The organism is Corallococcus interemptor (genome assembly GCF_003668875.1).
GTDB lineage: Bacteria > Myxococcota > Myxococcia > Myxococcales > Myxococcaceae > Corallococcus > Corallococcus interemptor.
In genome coordinates this window covers 21,258-43,422 of the sequence record NZ_RAWM01000074.1, presented here as the reverse complement: position 1 = coordinate 43,422, position 22,165 = coordinate 21,258, and the positions used below count along the sequence as shown (strand labels likewise).

The window sequence follows — 22,165 nt, the reverse complement described above, 5'->3', positions numbered from 1 at the left end:
GAGGGCGGCAGCAGGAAGTCCTGCTGCACATTCCAGGGGCGGAACTTCTTGCTCATGCCGGGCATTGAGCATCCTCCTCCCCGGCAGGGCAAGCCCCCATCGCGATTACCGCGACAGGCTCCTAGAGCAACCGTCGTGCCGCCTCCGGAGTGCATGTCCCTCACGTGATTCCAGTGGGTTGGCGTGTGCCGGGAGGCCCGGCCCTGATGTCCGCTGTCAGGAGCTGATGGCCGCTGTCACCAGGGCCCGCGCGGCCTCAACCCGGACAGTCATGATAATTTTGCATTCCCAGGACTCCCCATGCAGCGCCGCATGGCTTCACTGGGAGGGAAAGAGCCCGCCGCCATGTCGTCGTCCCGCCGAAGCCTGTCCTGGAGCGTCGCCGTCCTGCTGTCCTTCGCCGCCACCACGGCCTTCGCGGAGCCGTCCGCGCCAGTGCTGGAGCTGGCCACGCAGGCGGTGTGCGCCGCCTCCGACTCCTCCGAGGCCCTGACCTCCGAGCCCACGCCCGAGGAGGCCGCGGGGCTGATCTGTTTCTCGGTCCGGTGCTCCTCGGAGGCTGACTGCTGGAACGCGTGTCCCAACGCGAACTCCGTGACGTGCACGCGCAACGCCTGCTCCTATGTCCTCCCGGGCGGTGGCGGTGGTGGTGGCGGCCCGACGTGCCCGTCCACCCGCTGCATCGATGACTCGGACTGCGTCTGCGGCACGACGCAGGGGTGGTGCAACAACCGCGCGTGCGCCTACTAGAAGTTCACCGCGACAAGAGGAATGGACGGGCGGGGCTGCCACTGCCGCGAGCGCATCCCGTCGCGGCGGGCCCGCAGGTCCCGCAGCTCCGCCTCCAGCTGGGTCTTCTGTTCGATGAGAGTGTCGCGCCGGGCCTTGTTCTCCCGCGCGATGCGCCCTCCCTGCCTGAAGCCCGTGACGACCATCACCACGCCCACGATGCCCACGGCCGTGAAGGGCACGCCCAGGAACAGCTTCAGGGTCCTGTCCGAGCCCGAGTCCAGAAAGCCGTCGATCATCACCGGCAGGCCGAACACCAGCGCCGCCGCGAGGATGAAGCCGAAGGTCGTCATGATCTTCGAGCTGCGCGGGCGGCCCAGGTGGATGCGCGCGTCCAGGCCGCCATCCGGAAAGGGCGTCGCGGGAAAGGGGACCTCCCGGGCGCCGGACTCCGGGGCCTGCGCCACCAGCACCCGCGCATTCCCCCAAAAGACCGTCCCCAGGGACCCCCCTCAACCGCCGAGCTTGCTGAGCACGAACGCGGCGAGGAAGCCGGCGACGGTGATGAGACCGGTGAGGTCGTGCGCCCCCTCCGTGGCCTCCGGCATCATCGTGTCCGCGAGCATGGCGAGGATGGCGCCCGCCGCCACGGCCGTGGTGCCCGCCACGGCGCTGGGAGAAAGCCCCCGGAAGACGACGTAGCCCAGCAGCGACGCCAGGCCGGAGATGACCGCGATGCCGCTCCACACGCCGAAGACGTAGCCCCTGGAACGCCCCGCCTGCCGCATTCCCGCCGCGGAGGAGAGCCCCTCCGGGACGTTGGAGAGGAAGACGGCGGCGACGGCCACGAGGCTCACCGCGCCTCCGGCAATGAGGCTCACGCCGATGACGATGGACTCCGGAATCCCATCCAGCAGCGCGCCCACGGCGATGGCCATCCCGCTGCCGCCGTGCTGCGCCTCCGAGGGTTGCTTCCCACCGGAGCGCTTGCGGTGCTTCGCGCCCCGGCTCGCGAGCGCCGCGTTGGCCGCGCTGTAGGCGGCAGCTCCGGCGACGAAGCCCAGCGCGGTGGGGATGAAGCCGCCCTGGTGGAAGGCCTCATCCATCAGGTCGAAGGAGAGCGCGGAGATGAGCACACCCGCGCCAAACGCCATGATGCCCGCGATGAGCCGCGTGGGCAGGCGGGCGGCATAGCCCACCGCCGCGCCGACGAGCAGCGCGCTCCCCGCGAGCAGTCCCCACAACCCGGCCTGAAGCCAGAGCGGCATCCCTCAGCGTGCCTTCGCCTTGGCGCGCTTCACCTTGTTGGCCTGCTTGCCCAGGGCCGTGCGGGTGCTCTTGGGAAGCCTCGTGAGCGTGCGCTTGCGCTTGGCGGCGGTCGCGGCCTTCTTGATGTTCTTGCGCCCGGCGGCGCGCTGTTTGCTCGTGGCCATGGTGGGCCTCCCTGCCCATGAAGGTCCGCGCCCCTGGCCCCCCATGCAATGCACCCGCCGCGTCCGCCCGCTTGGATGGCTGGCTATAGTCCCCCGCCCGATGAAGAAAGCACGCGCCGCGAGCCTCACCCTCGATGACTTCCTCCCCTATCGCCTGTCGGTCGCGGACAACCTCGTGAGCCAGCGCATCGCCCGCGTGTACGCGGCCGAGGACGGCCTCTCCACCCAGGAGTGGCGCCTCATCGCGGTGCTGGGCGAGGACGGCGAGCGCTCGCAGCTGGAGCTGGTGCGGCGCACGCGGATGGACAAGGTCCCGGTCAGCCGCGCCGCGCGCTCCCTGGAGGAGCGCGGTCTGGTGCGGCGCGCCACGAGCCAGAGCGACGCCCGCTCACGGCGCCTGACGCTGACCGCTTCGGGCCGCCGGCTCTACCAGCGCATCGCCCCCGCGGCGCTCGAAGCGGAGGCGGAGGTGCTGGCGGAGCTGTCGTCCGTTGAACGCGCCGTGCTGCGCACATTGCTGGAGCGCGTGGAGCGCGCCGCCATCCGCGCCCTCAAGCCCGCCCCCTGAGCCTTGCCGCATTGGTTACATCTGTTACTATTTCGGGCGCCATGGAAAACGTCCGCCACCTGACAGGCTTTGGGAACGAGCACGCATCGGAAGCGGTCCCCGGTGCGCTTCCAGTGGGCCAGAACACGCCTCAGCGCGTCGCGTTCGGCCTCTACGCGGAGCAGCTTTCCGGCACCGCGTTCACCGCGCCGCGCGGCGTGAACCGGCGCACGTGGCTCTACCGGCTGCGGCCCAGCGCGGGCCACCCGGCGTACCGGCAGGTGGACGCCCGCACGCTGAGGAGCGGACCGTTCCGGGAGGTGCCCCCCTCGCCCAACCGGCTGCGCTGGAGCCCGGCGCCCATGCCCACGGCGCCCACCACCTTCCTCGAAAGCCTCTTCACGCTGGGCGGCAACGGCTCCCCGGCGGAAGGCATGGGCGCGGCGGTGCACCTCTACGCCGCGACGGCGTCCATGACGGACACGGCGTTCTTCAACGCGGACGGCGAGCTGCTCATCGTCCCGCAGTCCGGGGCGCTGCGCATCGTGACGGAGCTGGGCGTGCTGAGCGTCCCGCCCGGCCACGTGGCGCTCATCCCTCGCGGCATGCGCATGCGGGTGGAGCTGCCGGACGGCCCCGCGCGCGGCTACATCTGTGAGAACTACGGCGCGCAGTTCCGGCTCCCGGAGCTGGGGCCCATCGGCTCTAACGGCCTGGCGAACCCTCGCGACTTCGTGGCGCCGGACGCGGCGTATGAAGACGTGGAGCGCCCCACGCGCGTGGTGCAGAAGTTCCAGGGGAACCTCTGGGAGACGACGCTGGACCACTCGCCGTTCGACGTGGTGGCCTGGCACGGCAACTACGCGCCGTACACGTACGACCTGGCGCGCTTCAACACCATCAACACGGTGAGCTTCGACCACCCGGATCCGTCCATCTTCACGGTGCTCACGTCGCCCAGCGACACGCCGGGAACGGCGAACTGCGACTTCGTCATCTTCCCGCCCCGGTGGATGGTGGCGGAGCACACCTTCCGGCCGCCCTGGTTCCACCGCAACGTGATGAGCGAGCTGATGGGCCTGGTGCACGGCGTCTACGACGCCAAGGCGGACGCGTTCCTCCCCGGCGGCGCGTCCCTGCACAACTGCATGAGCGCCCACGGCCCGGACCGCAAGACGTACGAGGCCGCCGTCGCCGCGGAGCTGACCCCGAAGAAGATCGACAACACGCTCGCCTTCATGTTCGAGACCCGCTGGGTCATCGCGCCCACGCGCCAGGCGATGGAGAGCGCCGTCCTCCAGAAGGACTACGACGCGTGCTGGGCGGACCTGCCCAAGGCGAAGCTGCCGTCCCAGGGAGGAGGCCAGTCGTGAAGCTCGCCTCCCTCGAAGCAGGACGCGACGGGCAGCTCGTCGTCGTCACGAAGGACCTGTCCCGGCAGGCGGATGCGTCCGCCATCGCCCCCACGCTCCAGGCCGCACTGGATGACTGGGACCGCCACGCCCCGGCCCTGCGCGCGCTGTCGGAGCGGCTGGAGCGCGGCGAAGTTCCTGGAGCCCCGTTCGCCCCGGCCCGTTGCGCGGCGCCCCTGCCCCGCGCCTATCAGTGGGCGGACGGCTCCGCGTACGTGAACCACGTGGAGCTGGTGCGCAAGGCGCGCGGCGCGGAGCTGCCGCCCTCGTTCTGGACCGCCCCCTTGATGTACCAGGGCGGCTCCGACGGCTTCCTGGGGCCGTGCCAGCCCATCCCGCTCAACGACGAGGCGTGGGGCTGCGACATGGAGGGCGAGGTCGTGGTGGTGACGCGCGACGTGCCCCTGGGCGCCACGCGCGAGCAGGCCCTGGGCGCGGTGGTGCTGGTGGGGCTGGTCAACGATGTCTCGCTGCGAAACCTCATCCCGAACGAGCTGGCGAAGGGCTTCGGCTTCTTCCAGTCCAAGCCCGCGTCGGCGTTCTCGCCGGTGTTCGTCACGCCGGACGAGCTGGGCCCCGCGTGGCGGGAGGGCAAGCTGCACCGCCGCCTGGAGGTCTTCCTCGACGGCGAGCCCTTCGGCCGCGCGGACGCGGGCGTGGACATGACGTTCGACTTCGGCACGCTGGTGGCGCACGCGGCGAAGACGCGCTCGCTGTGCGCGGGCTCCATCATCGGCTCGGGCACGGTGTCCAACCGGGGGCCGGACGGCGGCCCCGGCAAGCCCGTGCGGGACGGCGGCGCGGGCTACTCGTGCATCGCGGAGGTGCGCGTGGTGGAGACGCTCCGGGACGGTGCACCGAAGACGCCGTTCCTCAAGCGCGGCAACCGGGTCCGCATCGAGATGCGGGACGACGCGGGCGCCAGCATCTTCGGCGCCATCGACCAGGCCGTCGGCGGGTAGGCGGAGGAAGAAGGGCCCGCTTCGTGTCAGGGGCCCTTGTTCCACCCGTCGGGGGCGCAGCAGGATTCACGCGCGCCCCCCATGCTCCTGACCCTTTCGACGACCCACACGCCCGCGACGGACCTGGGCTACCTGCTGCACAAGAACCCGGAACGGCCCCAGTCCTTCGAGCTCTCCTTCGGACTGGCGCACGTCTTCTACCCGGAGGCCACCGCCAGCCGCACGACGGCGGCGCTCCTTCTGGAGGTGGACCCCGTCGCCCTGGTGCGCGGCCGTCCGTCCTCCGGTGGCCCGGGTGGGCCGCTGGAGCAGTACGTCAACGACCGGCCCTACGTGGCGTCGTCCTTCATGAGCGTGGCGCTGTCCCGCGTCTTCGGCACCGCGCTGTCCGGACGCAGCAAGGACCGGCCGGAGCTGGCCGGACAGCCCATTCCCCTCTCCGCCCGCCTGTCGGTGCTGCCCTGCCGCGGCGGAGAGGCGTTCCTGCGCCGCCTCTTCGAACCCCTCGGCTACACCGTCACCGCGACCCGCCACGCGCTGGATGAGACCGTGCCCGCGTGGGGCGACAGCCGCTACTTCACCGTGACGCTGGAGGGCCGCGTGCGCCTGGGCGATCTGCTCTCACACCTGTACGTCCTCATCCCGGTGCTCGACGACGACAAGCACTACTGGGTCGGCGACGAGGAGGTGGAGAAGCTCGTGCGCCACGGCGAGGGCTGGCTCGCCGCGCATCCGGAGCGCGAACAGATTGCCCGCCGCTACCTGCGCCACCGCCACAGCCTGGCGCGCGAGGCCCTGGAAAGACTCGCGGGCGACGAGGCCCCGGAGCCCGAGGAGCGCCAGGAGGCGCGCAACGCCGAGGAGGCCGTGCTCGAATCGCGCCTGAGCCTCAACGAGCAGCGCCTCCAGACGGTGATGTCCGTCCTCCAGGAGCACGGCGCCGCGCGCGTCGTGGACCTGGGCTGCGGCGAGGGCAAGCTCGTCCGGGCGCTCCTGAAGGACCGGCGCTTCACCGAAATCGTCGGCATGGACGTGTCCCACCGCACGCTGGAGATTGCCCAGGACCGGCTCGGCATCGAGCGCATGTCCGACCTCCAGCGCCAGCGCGTGAAGCTGCTGCACGGCTCGCTGCTGTACCGCGACCAGCGGCTCACGGGCTTCGACGCCGCGACCGTCATCGAGGTCCTCGAGCACCTGGACATGCCGCGCCTGGAGGCCTTCGAGCGCGTGCTCTTCGAGCACACGCGGCCGGGCCTCATCGTCCTCACCACTCCCAACTCCGAGTACAACGTGCGCTTCACCTCCCTCCCCGCCGGCACCTTCCGCCACCGCGACCACCGCTTCGAGTGGACCCGCGCCGAGTTCGAGGCGTGGGCGGCGCGCATGTGCGAGCGCTTCGGCTACAGCGCGCGCTTCCTGCCCGTGGGAGAGAACGACCCAGAGGTCGGCGCGCCGACGCAGATGGCGGTGTTCACGCGATGAACGTCCACATTCCAGAGCTGTCCCTCGTGGTGCTCATCGGTCCCTCCGGCTCGGGGAAGACGACCTTCGCGCACCGGCACTTCAAGCCCACGGAGGTGCTCTCCTCGGACACCTACCGGGGCTTCGTGTCCGACGACGAGAACAACCAGGAGGCGACCAAGGACGCCTTCGAGACGCTGCGCTTCGTCGCGGCGAAGCGCCTGGCGCGGGGCCTGCTGACCGTGGTGGACGCCACGAACGTGCAGCCGGAGTCGCGCAAGGCCTTCGTGGAGCTGGCGCGCGAGTACCACGTGCTGCCCGTGGCGCTGGTGCTGGACGTGCCGGAGCGCACCTGCATTGAGCGCAACCAGCAGCGGCCGGACCGCGCCGCCAGCTTCCGCTTCGTGAAGAACCAGGTGTCCCAGCTGCACCGTTCCATGCGCGGCCTGGAGCGCGAGGGCTTCCGCCACCTGCACGTCCTCAAGCCGGACGTCATCGACCGCGTGGTGCTGGAGCGCCAGCCGCTCTGGTGCAACCTCAAGCACGAGCGAGGACCGTTCGACATCATCGGGGACATCCACGGCTGCCGCGAGGAGCTGGAGGCGCTGCTCACGAAGCTGGGCTACCAGGTGCGGCCGCGCGCGGACGGGGCTCCGGGCTTCGACGTGCGTCCACCGGAGGGCCGCAAGGCCGTCTTCCTGGGCGACCTGGTGGACCGCGGCCCGGACATCCCGGGCGTGCTGCGGCTGGTGATGGACATGGTGGAGGCCGGCACCGCGCTGTGCGTGCCGGGCAACCACGAGATGAAGCTCTTGCGCAAGCTGCGCGGCGGCAAGGTCAACGTGTCCCACGGCATGGCCCAGACGCTGGAGCAGCTGGAGAAGGAACCGCCGGAGTTCCACCAGCGCGTGGCGAAGTTCATCGACGACCTCGTGTCCCACTATGTGCTGGACGACGGGCGGCTGGTGGTGGCGCACGCCGGCCTGAAGGAGAGCATGCAGGGCCGGGGCTCCGGCCGCGTGCGCACCTTCGCGCTCTACGGCGAGACGACGGGCGAGACGGACGAGTACGGCTTCCCGGTGCGCTTCAACTGGGCGGCGGAGTACCGGGGCCGCGCGGCGGTGGTCTACGGCCACCAGGCCGTGCTGGAGGCCGAGTGGGTCAACAACACGCTGTGCGTGGACACCGGCTGTGTCTACGGCGGCCAGCTCACCGCCCTGCGCTACCCGGAGAAGGAGCTGGTCTCCGTGCCCGCTCGGCGCGTGTACTGCGAGCCGGTGAAGCCCCTGGGCGCCCCGGCGCCGTCCGGCCTGAGCGCGCAGCAGCAGGCGGATGACGTGCTGGACCTGGAGGACGTGCGGGGCAAGCGCGTCATCTCCACGCGCCTGGCCGCGCACGTCACCCTGCGCGAGGAGAACACCACCGCCGCGCTGGAGGCGATGAGCCGCTTCGCCATTGACCCACGCTGGCTCATCTACCTGCCGCCCACCATGTCGCCGTCGGAGACGAGCACCCTGCCCGGCTTCCTGGAGCATCCGCAGCAGGCGTTCGACTACTACCGCAAGGAGGGCGTGGCCCAGGTCGTGTGCGAGGAGAAGCACATGGGCTCGCGCGCCGTCGTCGTCATCGCGCGCGACGCGGACGCCACGCGCCGCCGCTTCGGTGTCACCACCGGAGAGACGGGCGTCTGCTACACGCGCACGGGCCGGCGCTTCTTCACGGACGAGGCCCTGGAGGCCGCGTTCCTCGCGCGCGTCCGGGCGGCGCTGGACGCGTCCGGCTTCTGGGAGGAGCTGAAGACGGACTGGGCCTGCCTGGACTGCGAGCTGATGCCGTGGTCGCTCAAGGCCCAGGAACTCCTGCGCGACCCGTACGCCGCGGTGGGCGCGGCCTCACGCGCGGCGCTGACGGACGTCGTAGCGGTGCTGGGCCAGGCCACCGCGCGGGGGCTGCAACTGGGCGAGCTGTCCGCGCGCTTCACGGACAAGGCGTCCCAGGTCCAGCGCTACGTGGAGGCGTACCGGCGCTACTGCTGGCCGGTGACGTCGCTGGACGACGTGCGGCTGGCGCCGTTCCACCTGCTGGCCACGGAGGGCGCGGCCCACGTGGACAAGGACCATGTCTGGCACATGGAGACGCTGGCGCGCGTGTGCCGCGCGGCCCCGTCGTTCCTCGTGGCCACGCCCTACCGCGTCGTGGCGCTGGAGGACGCGGACGCGGTGGCCGGCGGCGTGCGGTGGTGGGAGGAGCTCACCGCGCGCGGCGGCGAGGGCATGGTGGTGAAGCCCTTTGGCTTCGCGGTGCGCGGGAAGAAGGGCGTGGTGCAGCCCGCCATCAAGTCCCGGGGCCCGGAGTACCTGCGCATCATCTACGGCCCGGAGTACACCACGCCCGCGAACCTGGACCGGCTGCGCCAGCGAGGCCTGGGCACCAAGCGCTCGCTGGCGATGCGTGAGTTCGCGCTGGGCGTGGAGGGACTGGAGCGCTTCACGAAGAAGGAGTCCCTGCGCCGCGTGCACGAGTGCGTCTTCGGCGTGCTCGCCCTGGAGAGCGAGCCCGTCGACCCACGGCTGTGATTCAGTAATTGAACTGGAGCTGGAGGCGCGTCACGTGCCCCTGCTCCTGTTCATACGGGTAGCGCGACGAGGTGCGGTCCGCGATGACGTACGCGGCCGTCAGCTCCAGGGCCTTCCAGATCTGCCACTCCGCGCCCAGCTCCAGCTCGCGCACGTCGTAGCGGGGGGCGTTGGTCTCGAACTTCTTGCCGCCCTTGTAGAGCGTTCCGCGCACGTACGGGATGAGCGACACGCCGACCACGCCGTCCAGCTTGTACATGAGCTGCGCGTAGCCACCCTGGAGGTCGCGGCTGTCGATGAGCAGCGCCTCGTCCGGGAACGAGCCCAGCGACGGGCCCCGCCCGATGTTGTACTCGGCCTGGAAGCCCAGGGGCTGCGGGTAGACCATCAGGCTGACGATGGCGCGCGCATCCACCAGGTTGGGGCCACGCGCGAGCGCATACGCCGCGCCATCTCGCGGGGTCGCGCTCAGGTTGAAGCGGCCGTAGTAGCCGCCCGCGCCGACCTCCACGTACTGGGAGCCGAAGAGGAAGGGCCAGGTGACGCGCGCGACGGCGTGGGGGCTGTTGTTGCGCTCGGCGCGGTTGGCCGTCTGGCCGTTGTAGACGCCCAGGCCCACGACGCCGTAGTCGCCGGAGCCCTTGAGACCGCTGTCCACGAGGAACTTGAAGCGCTCTCGGATGTACGAGGGCGCCCAGTAGAAGAACACGCCCACGTCGCGCTCGTCCTTCAGCGCGCTGTTGATGGCGTCGTTGCGGTCCAACGCCAGGCGGTTCTGGCTGGACTGGAGGTTCTCGAAGCCGAAGGGCACCTTCGACTGGCCCACGCGGAAGCGGAACTCCTTCGCCGTGTCGACAAAGATGTCCGCGTACCAGTCCCGCATGATGGCGACGTTGTACTGATCACCAATCACGGACGCGAAGTCCGGCTGCAGGTAGATGGACACGTGCGGGTGCACGTCCCCGGAGATGACCAGGCGCGCGCGGCGGATGCCAAAGCCGGTGTCCTTGCCCAGGAAGCGGTCGCCCTGCTCGTTGATGAGCGCGTCGTTCACCCGGAAGCTGGGCAGCCGGTTGTAGCGGACCTGCGTGTAGCCCCGGAGGCGGAGGGTTTCGTACCAGGGCTTGTCCTTCTTCTTCTCCTTCTCCTCCTCGGGCGGAGGCAGCGCCGCAGCGGGCACGGGCGTGGGAGGCGGAGCCTCGCTCGCGGGAGCGGACTCGGGAGGAGTCTCCTGCGCCAGCGCCAGGGCGGAGGAGGAGCAGAACAGCGCGGTACCAGCCAGCAGGGCCTGAAGGACGGAGCGGTGGGACGAGGCGAAGGTCATGGGTCGGCGAAGCCGGGCGGGGAACGGGGAGGGACCCGCCCGGGCTCGATGTGGCGCTCCCGTTACCGAAGAGCGCCGACCTCCGCCACACACCGCCCCCTGTTGTTGCCACACCGTTACCGGCGGCCCCGTCCTGTCACACGAACGAGCGAACCGTGTCACACGTTCGTGACATGGACCGCCTACGGCTTCGGACCGAACCGGTTCCTCAATCCCTTCAGCACGAGGGAGATCATCTCGGTCAGGCTCCGCGTGACGAAGAGACGTTCGTTCTCTTCCTGGGTGAGCCCGTTGTCCAAGCCGGCCACACCCAGCTTCCGGATGCGCTCGACACGTGCGTCCCAGTCAACGGGGCCCTTGCGCTGTTCGTAGTACTCACGCAGAGGAGCCCGCTTGGAGCCCTCGTCCTGGAAGGCCGCGGTGAACTCCACGGGCGTGGGCTTGCCCTGGAGCACGTCGATGAGCCGCTGCGTCGTGCCGCCGAACGCCCCCATCAGATAGAGCGGCTTGCCGATGAACGTCTCGAACTCCTCGAGCAGGCCAGGCCACGGACTGACGGCCCGGAGTTGTCCGCCGATGAGGATGCGGGCATGGCAGTCCTTCGCCATCTCGCGGCGCATGGCACTCATGCCGAGCGTCCAGGCGTAGCGATGTTCCGGGGTGAGGTCGCTTGCGGGCTTGCTGGGGTCGGCCGTGTTGGCGACTTCAGCGGGGACGGGCATCCAGTGCGGCTCAATGGGCGAAGGAAGCCCGGCCTTCATTGGCGTCGACGCGTTCGCGGAGATAGGCCACCCGGCGTACCAGTGAACGATGCCGACAGGAAGCGACTGCCCCGCGTCCGTGATGCTCCGCACGAACTCGAACAGCTGATCCATGTACCCCCCCACCCGGGGATCTCCGCCATAGGCCAGCTCCGCGCCTGCGGCGAGCAGGTGCGTGGCAAGGCGCGTCCACAGGCGATCCTGGGCGTTCTGGGAAAAACCACTCGTATCGCGGTCCGGGCTGTCGGAGATGGACACCGCGATGCGGCGCCCCATGAGAGGTTGCGTCCCGGCGTAGCAGCCGGACAGGGCCTGAGCCGCACTCGCGAACATCACCTCGGGCCGCTGGCGCGCCATGAGTCGCAGCTCGTAGCGCGGCAACGGAGGGTCCGAGTGGAGCAGGATGAACGGCGCGTGGCCAGGCCTGGTCTCCGGCAGGGTGGCCAACTCCGGAGGGCGCATGGCGACGATGACGTCGGTCTGGCCCGGGAACGCGAGTTCGCGAATGGCCTCAAGCTGCTGGGCATCGTATGCGAGGCGCAGTTGTTCAACGAGCGCGGTGGCGACGATGCGTCGATGCATCCGGGTGTCCTCCAGCGCTCCGGGGACCGAGGTGTGCCAGGGAATCGTCGGGGTCTTGCCCATGTAGGAGAGGCTGCTGACCTCTCCCTGCTCCAGGGCATTCACCACGACCACCGGGCGCAGCAACTCCTTCGACATCGCCACCTCCCAGCCACACCAGAAGCGGCTGGAGAAGGCGTCTGTCAGCAGGACGATGACCACCGAGCGCTTGACGTTCTCCGCCAATGTCTCCGCGAAGTCCTCCCCTCCTCCGATGTCGACCTCATCGAAGAAGGGAGTGCCCGCTGGATTCTTGTCGATGAAGTCCTTCAGTCTGCTGGCGATATCGCGTCCCGACACGGTCCCCATCTTCGCCTTCGCGTGGCTGATGAAGAGCCGAGCCGGCACCGCCGGATCCCCAGGTGGGGTCTGGAACCAGCGCACGAGCGAGTGGGTCACGAGGAGCCTGAGATCCTCTCCACGATATTCCACGGGTCGGAGGTCCAGCCGGACCGCGTTCTTCTGGGAGAGCACAGGCCCCCCATTCTTGAAGTTCTCCGTGAAGGCCACGGGAAGGAAGAGGTCTTGCGCACGGCGTGCGTTGGCCTGCCGCTGCACCCAGGCCCGCCACTTCGGCTCCGCGAGCAACGAGTCATCCACCAGCACAATGAGCACTGTTCGCCGGGCTTCCGCCCACGGGATGTCGTTCGGAAGCACACCCTCCTTGTCCGTCCACACATAGAGCGGGAGGTTCGGCTCGGGTACGGCGAACACCCGTTCGTTCCCACTGAACCACTGCTGCAGGAGCAGCGAATACCCAGCACCCTCGGTGAAGTCCTTCGAGGAGACGATGTGGAGATGGAGCGGGGGGAGGTAGTGGGACATGGGGCGCTCTTAGCAAGCCGCCGTCGGCCATGCCCATGCGTTCCAAGGCTTCCGTCCAGTAGCTTGACGTCCACCTCTCGCGGCGCTGCCGGCGCCCGCGCTAACGTGTCGGGCGAAAAGACGACAGGCGAAGGGGAGCCAAGATGGCGGAGACGAACCAGGATCCACTGCGGGCATTCTTCGACGTCCGGGAAGAGCAGCTCGGGGGTGCCCAACCGTTCGATGGAGGCGAACACCTCTGGGTGGGCAACGCGGGAGCATTGAAGGCCGCCACGAAGCGCAAGGCGGGCCCCTTTGGCCCCTTCCAACGCAGCAAGTCTCCAGAACACCTCACGTATGGAGAGATCGTGGCGTTCTCCGGGGATTTCTACGGATCGCCAGAGGAGCTCTTCGACGAGACGCCGTCTCCCCTGCCCTGGCTGAGGGAGGCCAATGACCTGGACGACCTCCTCAAGGCACTCCGCAATGAGGCGGCCTGGATCAATCTGCCCCCAGCCCAGCGCGGGACACAGTATCCCGACCAGAACCTGGTGCTGTGGTGGAACGCAAAGCAATACTCGGAACTCGCGCTCCAGAACACACCCCACTTCGGATGGCACAACGCGCTTGTCTATGCACGCCACCACGAAGCCGCGCTCAAGCTCGCGGTACAGGCCGCCCAGGAACCCAGTCGCGCCAAACAGGAACTGCTCTGGAGGCAGGCGGTCTACACCAACGGTTTCGCGGACCACTTCCTCACGGATGGGTTCTCCGCCGGCCACGTGAGGGCCCCTGCCGCGCAAATCCGCCGGTGGGCGGAACAGGCCGGGATGAACAAGAAGCTCGCGGGTGTCCTCATCAAGGTCATCCATGACCAGGACGGGCACATCCACGAGTTGCACAGCAAGGCCGACCACAGCGCGCGCACCGGGGGACTTCATGTCGTCAACGCCCTGAAGCAGGAGTGGCACACGCGTTGTGATGGACAGCTTTTCCTCACCGGACCCGCGGATGCATCCGTGGAGACCGCGGTGGAGGCCGTAGCGGACTCGGTGGAGGAGCTTCTGAGCGCCTACCAGGAACAGAAGATTCCCCAGGGAGTGTTCGCTGCCACCCGGAGGCTCCCGTGGCCCCACCCTGACGAACCGGCGCTGATCACGAAGTTCCCTGCGGACATCGACCGGGTGAAGGTCGAAGCGCTCTACGACAGCATCCGGTGGTACCTCCTGCTGCCAGTCCTTGGTGCGAACGCCCGGCCGGAACACATCGAGAAGTGCTGCGCCCACCTACCCCAGCTGATGGAGGACTTCCGTGACGACGTCACGAAGCAGGTCGCGAAGGAGCCAGCCCTCATCGCCCGCCTCGCACCGGAGTACGTCGCCGCCTATCAGGCCATCCGATGACGCCCGCCGTGAACGAAGACCGGCTGCGACGGCTGCACCAGCGCGGCGAGGCATTCTTCCAGGGCCTGTCGCACATGCCCCCCGAGCACCGTCAGCTCTTGCGGCGCGCCTGGGAGGAGGCCTTAAAGGCAGGCGAAGCGGGCGACGCGCGCAAAGAGGCGCTGAACGCCACGCTGACCGTGTCACGGCTCGACTCGATTCTCTGCCTCCTGGAGCGCATCACGCGCACCTCGCACTGGCTCGACGGACAGGGCGTGTGGTTCGGCCAGGCAAGGCACTGTCTGTTGGATGCGGTCGGGCACGCGGGCGCCGATATGCCCTTGCCCCCGCCATTCCTGACGGTGGAGCCCATCGATTCGCCCCTCTACGTTCCCCGGGCACGGATTCCCGGGACGTGGCTCGCTCAAGCCACCCCCGCGAATCTCCCGCTCCCGGTGGTCCTGTGTCCGGGAAATCTGCTCGAGGAACCCTGGGCATGGGCGACGCTGTTCCACGAGCTCGGACACCACCTGGACGCCGCGCGGCGGGATACGGTGGAAGTGCTCGCCATGCCTGAGCTCCGGGGACAGCCCGACACACTCGGCGCCTGGTCGGGTGAGAAGTGGGTGAGCGAAGTGATCGCCGACCTCTACGCGGGCCTCCTGGGAGGTCCAGGCGCCGTGGAGACCCTGAAGGCTGCATTCACGGTGAAGCCCATGTCGTCGAGCCACCCCTCTGACGAGGACCGGATTCGGGTCCTTGAAGCGGCCTGGACCGGAGTGCGTGATGGGAAGGTCCCCACGGGAACGACGCCTGCGGACATCGTGGCCCGGGCGCTCGTGGAGCGGTTCGGCACATGGAGGAGTCGTGTCGTCAGGGATTGCGCGCAAGCCGACACCGCCGTCGAGGCCCGGCTCCTACCTGGCCGTCTCTACCGCCAGCACACTCATGGAGCGTCACCCGATGCACTACGCGAAACCTGCCAGGCTGCCTTCGCATCGGACCAGATGGTCCGTCCCCTGTGGGTCCTGACAGAAGCCCACCTGAAGACGCTCGCGGGGGCAATGAAGAACCTCGTCAATACACGGGTGCAGCCGGGTACCGAGACGCTCAAGGTGCCTCCGGTCGACCTGATGATCCGGCACGAGCGGATCAGCTTCGTGGGCGCCACCCACGGCCAGCTGCTACCGAAGTTGAAGGAGGCGAGGGAGCGCCGTGGGCGACCTCATGCGCACATCGAGCTCTTCGCGCTTGCGGACGCGCCCCTGCGGGAGCTGATACTGGGAGGCCGGTCCGGAGAGGTCCTCATCGCGGAGCGGGACGCGAGCCTGGGAGCCCTTCGTGACTACCTCTCCCAGGAGGGCGTTCCCCACCGCGTCTTTCTATTCTACCAACCGTACTTCTTCGCGTCGTACTGGGATGTCGAAGGCGTGGAGGCCCGTCCTGCCAGCGCGCCTCCGGCCCACATCCACGTGAGCAGCGCGCAATGGGGAATGGACCTCCGCCATGCGGTCGGCCAGGACCTGGAGTCCCCCTCCGGACAGCCGCTGCCCATGGCCATGCAGCGCCGGGTGGAAGCGCTGACCCACTTGCGGCGGCTGAGCCGTGAGCTGACCTCGTCCTGAGCCACATCCCACGTATGCTGGGAGGACCCGCTCCCGCCCCCATCGCCAGCACCATGTCCCCTCGTCCCAGGATCTTCATCAGTCATTCCACCAGGGATCCGGTGGGTAAAACCTACCGGGATGCCCTGGTCGAGCGACTGAAGGCCGCTGACTTCCCGTACCTGCTCGATGAGGACATTGACCTGAGCAAGGAATGGCGTTCTACGCTCAATGCATGGATTGGCGGCTGTGACGCTGCGGTACTGCTGCTTTCCGAGGCAGCGCTCATCTCCTCCCACGTAGCCTACGAAACCAGCCTCCTGGCATACCGACACCGAAGCGAGCAAGGTCGATTCCAACTCCTCACCATCTTCGTCCCGCCAGTGACTGGGGAGCAGGTCGGACAGAGCGCGCTTGGCCCGACCGGCATCGCGGAAATACAGGCACTGCGTAGGGATGCCTCAATGGAACAGGCCCTCCAGCGCGTCATGGAGGCGTTGGAGCAGCACAATCGCAGCTTGAGTTCTCCCGCTGAGCTTCACGCAAAGCGGTTAGCCAACCTCCTCATGGATGTTCCTGAAGGAGAACTGAAAGTGGCACGTCAGGCAGTCGCGGGAGACGTACCGCACCCATGGGCTCCGGGGTTGGACCTACCACTGCATGTCGCTTTGAATTTCATGGAGTGGGGTCTGGAGCGCGCCCCAACGGGAATCCGCCGCATCCGCACCTACCTTGCCAAACCGCATGGCATTGATGAAGCAGTGATGCTGCTGGCCACTGCTTGGGTGGACTGTCGTTCTATCGAGGAAATACGCGCTGTCGTGAAGAGCCGAGGAAGACTGCTCGCCCTACGTGGAGAAAAGTGCGAGACCGCCCGCCTCTATGTCGTCAGCGCCTGTGACATCCGCCCCAATGATGCATGGCATGTAGCCATCGTGGATGGCGTCGTAGGAAACAGGGCCGCCGAGGAACTCAAACAACTCGTCCGAGATGCGCTCAAGCAGGTGCTCAGCACAGAAACCGCCAGCGCTGAAGAGATCCACGAAGTCCTGGATTTAATCACAGGCGAGGGGGAGCCTGTATTCGTGGCCATGCGGTCCACGGGCCTGAACCTTTCCATGCTCCAGGAGCTACAAAAGGAGTTCCCGGAGGTCACCTTCTTCTTCCTGACCCGAAGCGACGATGACAAGCAGCAGCTGGCGAAGCAGGCGGACATCGAGCTGCTCCATGCCGACATCGAGCCCGGAACCGAGCAGTCCTTCTGGAACCTCTTCCAGAGGAAGCTCCAGTACCTGAAAAAACATTCCCATCCATGAGCAACGACTCCCTCCAGTATCGCAAGGTGTTTGACCCGCCCCGCCAGGTCGAAGCCGTCACGAGCGGCTCGACGGAGGCGGGGGACCAGCGCCGGAACGTGGCTTACGTCTACGGTGACGAGCGCATCGTCCTCGCCGTGAACGTGGCCCTGGCGACGCAGCGCCCCCTCCTCGTTCGCGGTCCGTCTGGAACGGGCAAGAGTTCCCTGGCGCGCAGCGTGGCGGACTTCATGAAGTGGCGCTTCTACGAGTCCGTCGTCACCTCTCGGACCCAGGCCCGCGACCTGCTGTGGCAGGTGGATCTGCTCCGGCGCCTCCATGACGCACAGTCCGCGAAGCGCAGGCTTGTGGAGGGCTACCTGCCCTACGTGGTCCCGGGCGTCCTGTGGTGGGCCTTCGACGAGGCCAGTGCCAAGGCCCAGCGCTCGCGCAGCCTGGCCGGACAGGGGCTGCCGCGCGGCATGGATCCCAACCGGGGACGTCCGCATGAACGGGCCGTCGTCCTCATCGACGAAATCGACAAGGCCGACCCGGACACGCCCAACAACCTGCTTGTGCCGCTGGGTTCGCTCCAGTTCCAGGTCGAGGAGACCGGGCAACTCGTCGAGACCGTGCCGGAGCGCGCTCCCCTCATCATCATCACCACCAACGACGAGCGAGAGCTTCCCCAGGCCTTCCTGCGTAGGTGCGTGGAGCTGCGGCTCGACCATCCGGAGCGCGAGTGGCTGCTCGCCATCGGCCGGGTGCAGCTGCCGGGGCTCAGCGAGGACCTGCGCGTCGCGGTGGCGGACGCCATGTTGGGCGCTGGTGGCAGCAAGCCCACGGTCAGCGCCGCTGAGTACGTGGATGCCCTGCGGGGATGCCATGCCCTGGCCATCCAGGCCGGCACGCCCGCCTTCGACAAGCTTCTGGAGTCCACCCTCTGGAAGCACGGCCGGAAGAGCCCGAACAAGTGAGCCGCGATCCCCCATCCGGCCTGGGAGACCTGGCCCGCGCGCTGGCGCAGCTGCGTCCCGAGGACGAGGCGACACGCCTGGCCATCGCGGAGCTGCTGTTGGGCATCAGCGCGGATGCACGGCCCGTGGAGCCGGTCCGGTCCCTACCGTCTCCAGCCTTGCAGCCCCTCACGCGGTTTCCCGACCGACCTCCCGCCCAGGAAGAACCGCTCCAGCTTCAGGAGGAAGCGGAACGGTGGCCCATCCCCTTCATCATCAAGTCGCTGGCCCGCACGACTCCTGGGGCGCCCGCCTGGTTCTCCTCGGCGGCGACCCTGCCTGCCGAGCCGCCTCCCGGAGCCGTCGCGGAGGCGCCCCTGTCCCTGATGAAGCCGCTCCAGTCCCGCGCCATCCTGGGGAGCCTGGCGGCGGCACCGGGTGAGGGCCCCCTGGATGTCGAAGCCCTGCTCCAATCCGTCGCACGGGGACAGGCTTTGGCCCAACTCCCCCACCACCCCATTCCCACGCTTGCGAGGGGCGTGCAGCTCCTGGTCGACCGTGGCGATGCGATGTTGCCCTTCCACCTGGATGCGGAGGGCCTGGAGCGGGAGCTGACCGCGCTCGCGGGCTCTGGGGTGGAGGTGCTGCATTTCGTGGCATGTCCATCTCGTGGATGCGGGCGAGGCATGCGGCGCCGGTGGAAGCCCTACGGCCTGGAGCGAATGCCGCGCCTGGGAGCGCGCATCCTGTGCGTCACGGACCTGGGACTCGGACTGCCTCCACCTGGAGACTCCGCCGCCTCCGTCGAGGAGTGGGTGGAGTTCGCGGGAACGCTGCGCCGGGCGGGATACCCGGTGGGAGCATTGGTCCCCTACCCGCCCAACCGATGGCCGTCCTCCCTCTCGAAGGTGATGGACCTCTACCACTGGGACCGGAGCCTGACGGTGGCCCGGGCCGCTCGCGGCGTATTCCGGAGGGGATGAAGCCTTGGACACGCTCGCCATCGCCCGACAGCTCGTGGAGGAGCTCTCGCAGGAACAGCCAGACGCGCTGGAGCTCGCGTGCCTGGCTTCATTCGCCGTGCGCGCCGAGCCAGCACTTCTGCGCCGGCTGCGGCTGGAACTGCTTCCGGGCAGTTCACCCGCGCTCGAGGCAGACCTGTGGCTCAGTGAGCTTGTCGGCTTCCGGGGTCCCCAGGGCATCGTCTTCGCGAAGAACGTGGGCGCCGTCCTGAGGCAGCGCCTTGCGGCCACGAGTACCGACCGATACGAGCAGGTGTGGCGCATCACCGAAGAGACCCATCGCTGGATCGCACCGGCGCTTCAGCTTGAGGAGAAGCTCAACTACCTCCAGTTCTGCCGCGCGCCGGATGCCCATGCCCAGACGCTCACCCTGCTGCGCTCCGCGCTTGCCACGCTCGTGCGGGAGCCGGAAGGAGGACTGGGCCATTGGGCTGCGGGGGCCAGTGACCGGCTGCCCCAGGAGCTGATGCACCTGACGGAAGGGAGGCTCCTGGCATCCGCGGCGAAGTGGAGCCTGGGCGGAGAGCTCCTGTCATCCACGCCCGCTTTAGGCGAGGGGGCAGGATGGCTGGCTTCCATCGCACGAAAGGGGATGGAGCGCGTCCGGCTGCCCGTGAAGTTGTTTTCCAGCCATGTGGAGCTAGGCCCCGAAGGCAGTCCAAGCGCCCACACCCTGGAGATTCCGAGGACAGAGCCCCTGCTGGTGGATGTAGCTGAAGCGGAGGTGCCCCCGCGTCCTCTCCGGGTTTTCATCAGTTACTCGCGAAGAGATGACTTCAAATGGGTCAGAGACATTACCCAGGCACTCCGGACAGCAGGCCACAAGGTTCTAGGCGAAGACAAGTTCAGCACTGGTGAATCCCTGATGTCCGCCGTCCAGGAAAAGATTCACCAGAGCGATGTCGCTATTCTGCTTGTCTCTGGTGAAGCGCTTGCGAATGAGTGGAACTCCTTCGAGGCTCGTGCCTTGCTTGAGAGGAAACGAGACCAGGGTGAGCATTTCACGCTGATTCCTGTGTATTTAGGAACCGCCAATCCAGAAATGTTGGCCCGTCGCTGGCCTTCGGCTGCCGCGATTCTCTCCATTCAAGGAGTCTTTGCCAACCGCACGAGTCCGAGGGAGGCCATCCCGCACATTCTCGAAGCGCTGAAGCAACCGGCAACGCAAACATGGCGCCGGGTAGAGCTTTCCGCTTCCAGACCGACGCGGATCGCGCTCCGCGAAGGACACGTCCGCCTGCGAACCCTGCTGGGTGACGAGCATCGCATCGAGCCCAAGGAGGCCTTCGCGCATCTCCGGATGCCCCCTCCACCGCGTACCTTCCTGGGCTACGAGCACGAGCTCTCGCGAGCCATTGATCTCCTCCGTCAGCCGATTTCCTTCTTCTATCTCTACGGGCCTTCCGGCTCCGGGAAGACCTCCCTCATCCGGCTCGCCGCGGACGTCGTCGCCCGAGAGTTCCCAGACGGCATCTTCTATCTGGAGCGGCGCAAGGGAGACCCGCCATTCAGCGCCAGGGCCGTGGCACGGGAGGTCCTCGCCGCGCTTGGAGTTGATCCAGGCGCCGACCACCGGGACGTTCTCGAGCAGTATTATTACCAGACCTCGGAACGCAGGTTCGTGCTGGTGCTCGACGGGCTCTCCAGTCCTTCTGTCGAAGAGGACCTCCCTTCCGCGGAACTGGAGGCACTGCATCCGGGACCTGAAGCACGGTTGGTCCTCGTGTGCACACACGAAGCCAGGTGGACAAGGCTTGCCCCCTCCATTCCCATGCAAGCGATCCACCTCGACGGGCTGGACCCATCGACCGCCACGAGGCTCCTGCGCCAATTCGTCCCGCATCCCCGTGGGGACGCACTCTCTCGGCTCGCCGAGGCCTGCGGTCACTTGCCAGGACCGCTTCGCAGCGTCGCGGAGGCACTCAGCCGGCCAAGCATCCATGTGTCCAGCCTTCATGACTACGCCACGTACCTGGAAGAAGCCCGGTTGCTCTCTGTCCTCACAGGAGATTTCGACCTGGAAGCCGCGCGCGCGGTCATGACGGAGCGGCAACCGGCAGGCCCCAACGGATATCAGGCACTTGAGACCTTTGTGGATGAGCCATTAGAGCTCGCATTGCAGGAGATGGTGCGAATGGGCCTGGTGCGGCCCACGTCAAAAGCAGGGCGGTTCATGCTTTGGGCGCCCATCCAGCAAGTAGCGAAGGCAAGACCCGGCAGCTTCGACCTGCCGGGCGCTGAACTCCGGCACGCAAACCACTTCACGACCGTCCTCTCCAATCTCGACAGGATGTATCGAGACTCCAGCAACACCCATGCAAGAGCCATCGAAGCATTCGACAACTCCTGGCCGGACATGACGGCTGCCATTCAACGAATGCTCCGGTATCCCGACGGAGTCGTTCACGACGCGTGGAGCTTGAGCCCTCTCATTCGGTTGCGCAGGCCGCCGGGCGAGCGCGAGCGATGGCAGAAGGAGCAGCTTCGGCGGAACTCAAGACGAGAGCGCGGGCACAGTCTCAACCAATTCGATCTTGGCCTCTACCAGCTGGACCTTGGCCTCGCACTGATGGATCTCGGGCACCAAGATGATGCCCAAGAGCAGTTCTTGCTGGCGCTGAACGACACCCGGTCCGGATTTCACGCCCACGAGTTGAAGAACAACGTTCGCGTTGAATTCGCCAGACTGCGCCTTGAGCAAGAACAATGGAGAGCAGCCCGGGACCTCGTCGCCCACATTGACGATCGAAACAGGGATTTCAGCCGCTACCAGCAAGCCCAAGCCCACTACGTCTTCGCGATCCTCGAATGGAAGGAGGACCCGTACACAGCAAGCGACGTGGCCGGCATTGAATTCGAACTCTGGAATGCCTGGTCACTTGCCAGGGACGCAGCGGATGTCCGCCTTGAGGTTGACGTGCTGCTCGCCATCGCAGGCTTCGAGATGGAACAGGACGCCCTGGGCGAGGCCGAAGCGCGTCTCATTGAGGCCCTGGACGTCGCGAAGTCCTTCCGGGACGACCGGGGCTTCGCGCTCGCATCCTGGGAGCTAGGACGGCTTCGGATCCGGCAAGGGAATCCCGAGGCCGCCCGAGAGCTCCTCCAGCGACAGGTGGACTACCGCCGCGACATCGGCCATGCCCAGGCCCGCTCAACTGCGGAGGAGATGGAGCGACTCCTCGTGCAGGCATAAAGCCCCAGGCGCCACCGTTTCCGCAGAGAACGCCTGGAATTTCGCGGAGTTGGCGCGGAAGCCCAGGTCCGAGGCAACCGGCG

General features: G+C 67.8%; 17 protein-coding genes. 12 read left to right on the top strand and 5 right to left on the bottom strand.

The window, feature by feature from the left end:
* Positions 1-345 precede the first annotated feature (345 nt).
* A complete protein-coding gene (locus D7X96_RS24200) occupies positions 346-750 on the top strand; it encodes a hypothetical protein (protein ID WP_120546331.1) in 405 nt (134 codons plus the stop codon).
* Here the strand turns inward: D7X96_RS24200 and D7X96_RS24195 are convergent.
* From D7X96_RS24195 to D7X96_RS40045, 3 genes are read right to left on the bottom strand one after another with little or no spacing between them, the layout of a single operon-like run.
* Positions 747-1,202, bottom strand: a complete 456-nt coding sequence (locus D7X96_RS24195; RefSeq protein ID WP_120546330.1) for a hypothetical protein — start codon at positions 1,200-1,202, stop codon at positions 747-749. The genes D7X96_RS24200 and D7X96_RS24195 overlap by 4 nt on opposite strands.
* A 39-nt stretch (positions 1,203-1,241) precedes the next feature.
* Positions 1,242-1,997 carry a ZIP family metal transporter gene (locus D7X96_RS24190; RefSeq protein WP_120546329.1) on the bottom strand — a complete coding sequence of 252 codons (756 nt, stop codon included), beginning with the start codon at positions 1,995-1,997 and terminating at the stop codon, positions 1,242-1,244.
* 3 nt (positions 1,998-2,000) lie between these two features.
* Positions 2,001-2,162: a hypothetical protein gene (locus tag D7X96_RS40045; RefSeq protein WP_158616120.1), complete on the bottom strand. Its 162-nt coding sequence runs from the start codon at positions 2,160-2,162 to the stop codon at positions 2,001-2,003.
* Between the two features lie 100 nt (positions 2,163-2,262).
* Here D7X96_RS40045 and D7X96_RS24185 point away from each other — a divergent pair, with 100 nt between their 5' ends.
* The 5 genes from D7X96_RS24185 (at position 2,263) to D7X96_RS24165 (ending at position 9,120) form a co-directional block, all read left to right on the top strand.
* Positions 2,263-2,730, top strand: coding sequence for a MarR family winged helix-turn-helix transcriptional regulator (locus D7X96_RS24185; RefSeq protein ID WP_120546328.1), 468 nt, complete (start codon positions 2,263-2,265; stop codon positions 2,728-2,730).
* 41 nt (positions 2,731-2,771) lie between these two features.
* Complete coding sequence (gene hmgA, locus D7X96_RS24180; RefSeq protein ID WP_121723335.1) at positions 2,772-4,082, top strand: homogentisate 1,2-dioxygenase; 1,311 nt, start codon at positions 2,772-2,774, stop codon at positions 4,080-4,082.
* Positions 4,079-5,083, top strand: coding sequence for a fumarylacetoacetate hydrolase family protein (locus tag D7X96_RS24175; RefSeq protein WP_121770823.1), 1,005 nt, complete (start codon positions 4,079-4,081; stop codon positions 5,081-5,083). The genes hmgA and D7X96_RS24175 overlap by 4 nt, the downstream gene beginning before the upstream one ends.
* An 81-nt stretch (positions 5,084-5,164) precedes the next feature.
* Positions 5,165-6,565 carry a 3' terminal RNA ribose 2'-O-methyltransferase Hen1 gene (locus D7X96_RS24170; protein WP_121770825.1) on the top strand — a complete coding sequence of 467 codons (1,401 nt, stop codon included), beginning with the start codon at positions 5,165-5,167 and terminating at the stop codon, positions 6,563-6,565.
* The gene (locus D7X96_RS24165; protein WP_121770822.1) at positions 6,562-9,120 is read left to right on the top strand and encodes a polynucleotide kinase-phosphatase; all 2,559 of its coding nucleotides are present in this window, start codon (positions 6,562-6,564) and stop codon (positions 9,118-9,120) included. The genes D7X96_RS24170 and D7X96_RS24165 overlap by 4 nt, the downstream gene beginning before the upstream one ends.
* Before the next feature lies 1 nt (position 9,121).
* Here D7X96_RS24165 and D7X96_RS24160 read toward each other — a convergent pair whose 3' ends face one another.
* Positions 9,122-10,444, bottom strand: a complete 1,323-nt coding sequence (locus tag D7X96_RS24160; RefSeq protein ID WP_121770821.1) for a porin — start codon at positions 10,442-10,444, stop codon at positions 9,122-9,124.
* 182 nt (positions 10,445-10,626) lie between these two features.
* On the bottom strand, positions 10,627-12,651 hold the full coding sequence (locus D7X96_RS24155) for a toll/interleukin-1 receptor domain-containing protein (RefSeq protein ID WP_121770820.1): 2,025 nt from the start codon (positions 12,649-12,651) through the stop codon (positions 10,627-10,629).
* Positions 12,652-12,794: 143 nt separating this feature from the next.
* On the opposite strand from D7X96_RS24155, the gene D7X96_RS24150 reads away from it, so the two are divergent.
* Genes D7X96_RS24150 through D7X96_RS24125 form a run of 6 tightly spaced genes read left to right on the top strand, consistent with a single transcriptional unit; the run spans position 12,795 to position 22,082 of the window.
* On the top strand, positions 12,795-14,033 hold the full coding sequence (locus D7X96_RS24150; protein WP_121770819.1) for a hypothetical protein: 1,239 nt from the start codon (positions 12,795-12,797) through the stop codon (positions 14,031-14,033).
* An 8-nt stretch (positions 14,034-14,041) separates the two neighbouring features.
* On the top strand, positions 14,042-15,637 hold the full coding sequence (locus D7X96_RS24145) for a hypothetical protein (RefSeq protein WP_147468384.1): 1,596 nt from the start codon (positions 14,042-14,044) through the stop codon (positions 15,635-15,637).
* Between the two features lie 53 nt (positions 15,638-15,690).
* Entirely contained in the window at positions 15,691-16,932 is a 1,242-nt protein-coding gene (locus D7X96_RS24140; protein WP_158626622.1) for a toll/interleukin-1 receptor domain-containing protein, read from the top strand.
* On the top strand, positions 16,929-17,888 hold the full coding sequence (locus tag D7X96_RS24135; protein WP_121770816.1) for an AAA family ATPase: 960 nt from the start codon (positions 16,929-16,931) through the stop codon (positions 17,886-17,888). The genes D7X96_RS24140 and D7X96_RS24135 overlap by 4 nt, the downstream gene beginning before the upstream one ends.
* A complete protein-coding gene (locus D7X96_RS24130; protein ID WP_121770815.1) occupies positions 17,885-18,850 on the top strand; it encodes a hypothetical protein in 966 nt (321 codons plus the stop codon). The genes D7X96_RS24135 and D7X96_RS24130 overlap by 4 nt, the downstream gene beginning before the upstream one ends.
* A 4-nt stretch (positions 18,851-18,854) precedes the next feature.
* The gene (locus tag D7X96_RS24125) at positions 18,855-22,082 is read left to right on the top strand and encodes a TIR domain-containing protein (protein WP_121770814.1); all 3,228 of its coding nucleotides are present in this window, start codon (positions 18,855-18,857) and stop codon (positions 22,080-22,082) included.
* Positions 22,083-22,165 lie beyond the last annotated feature (83 nt).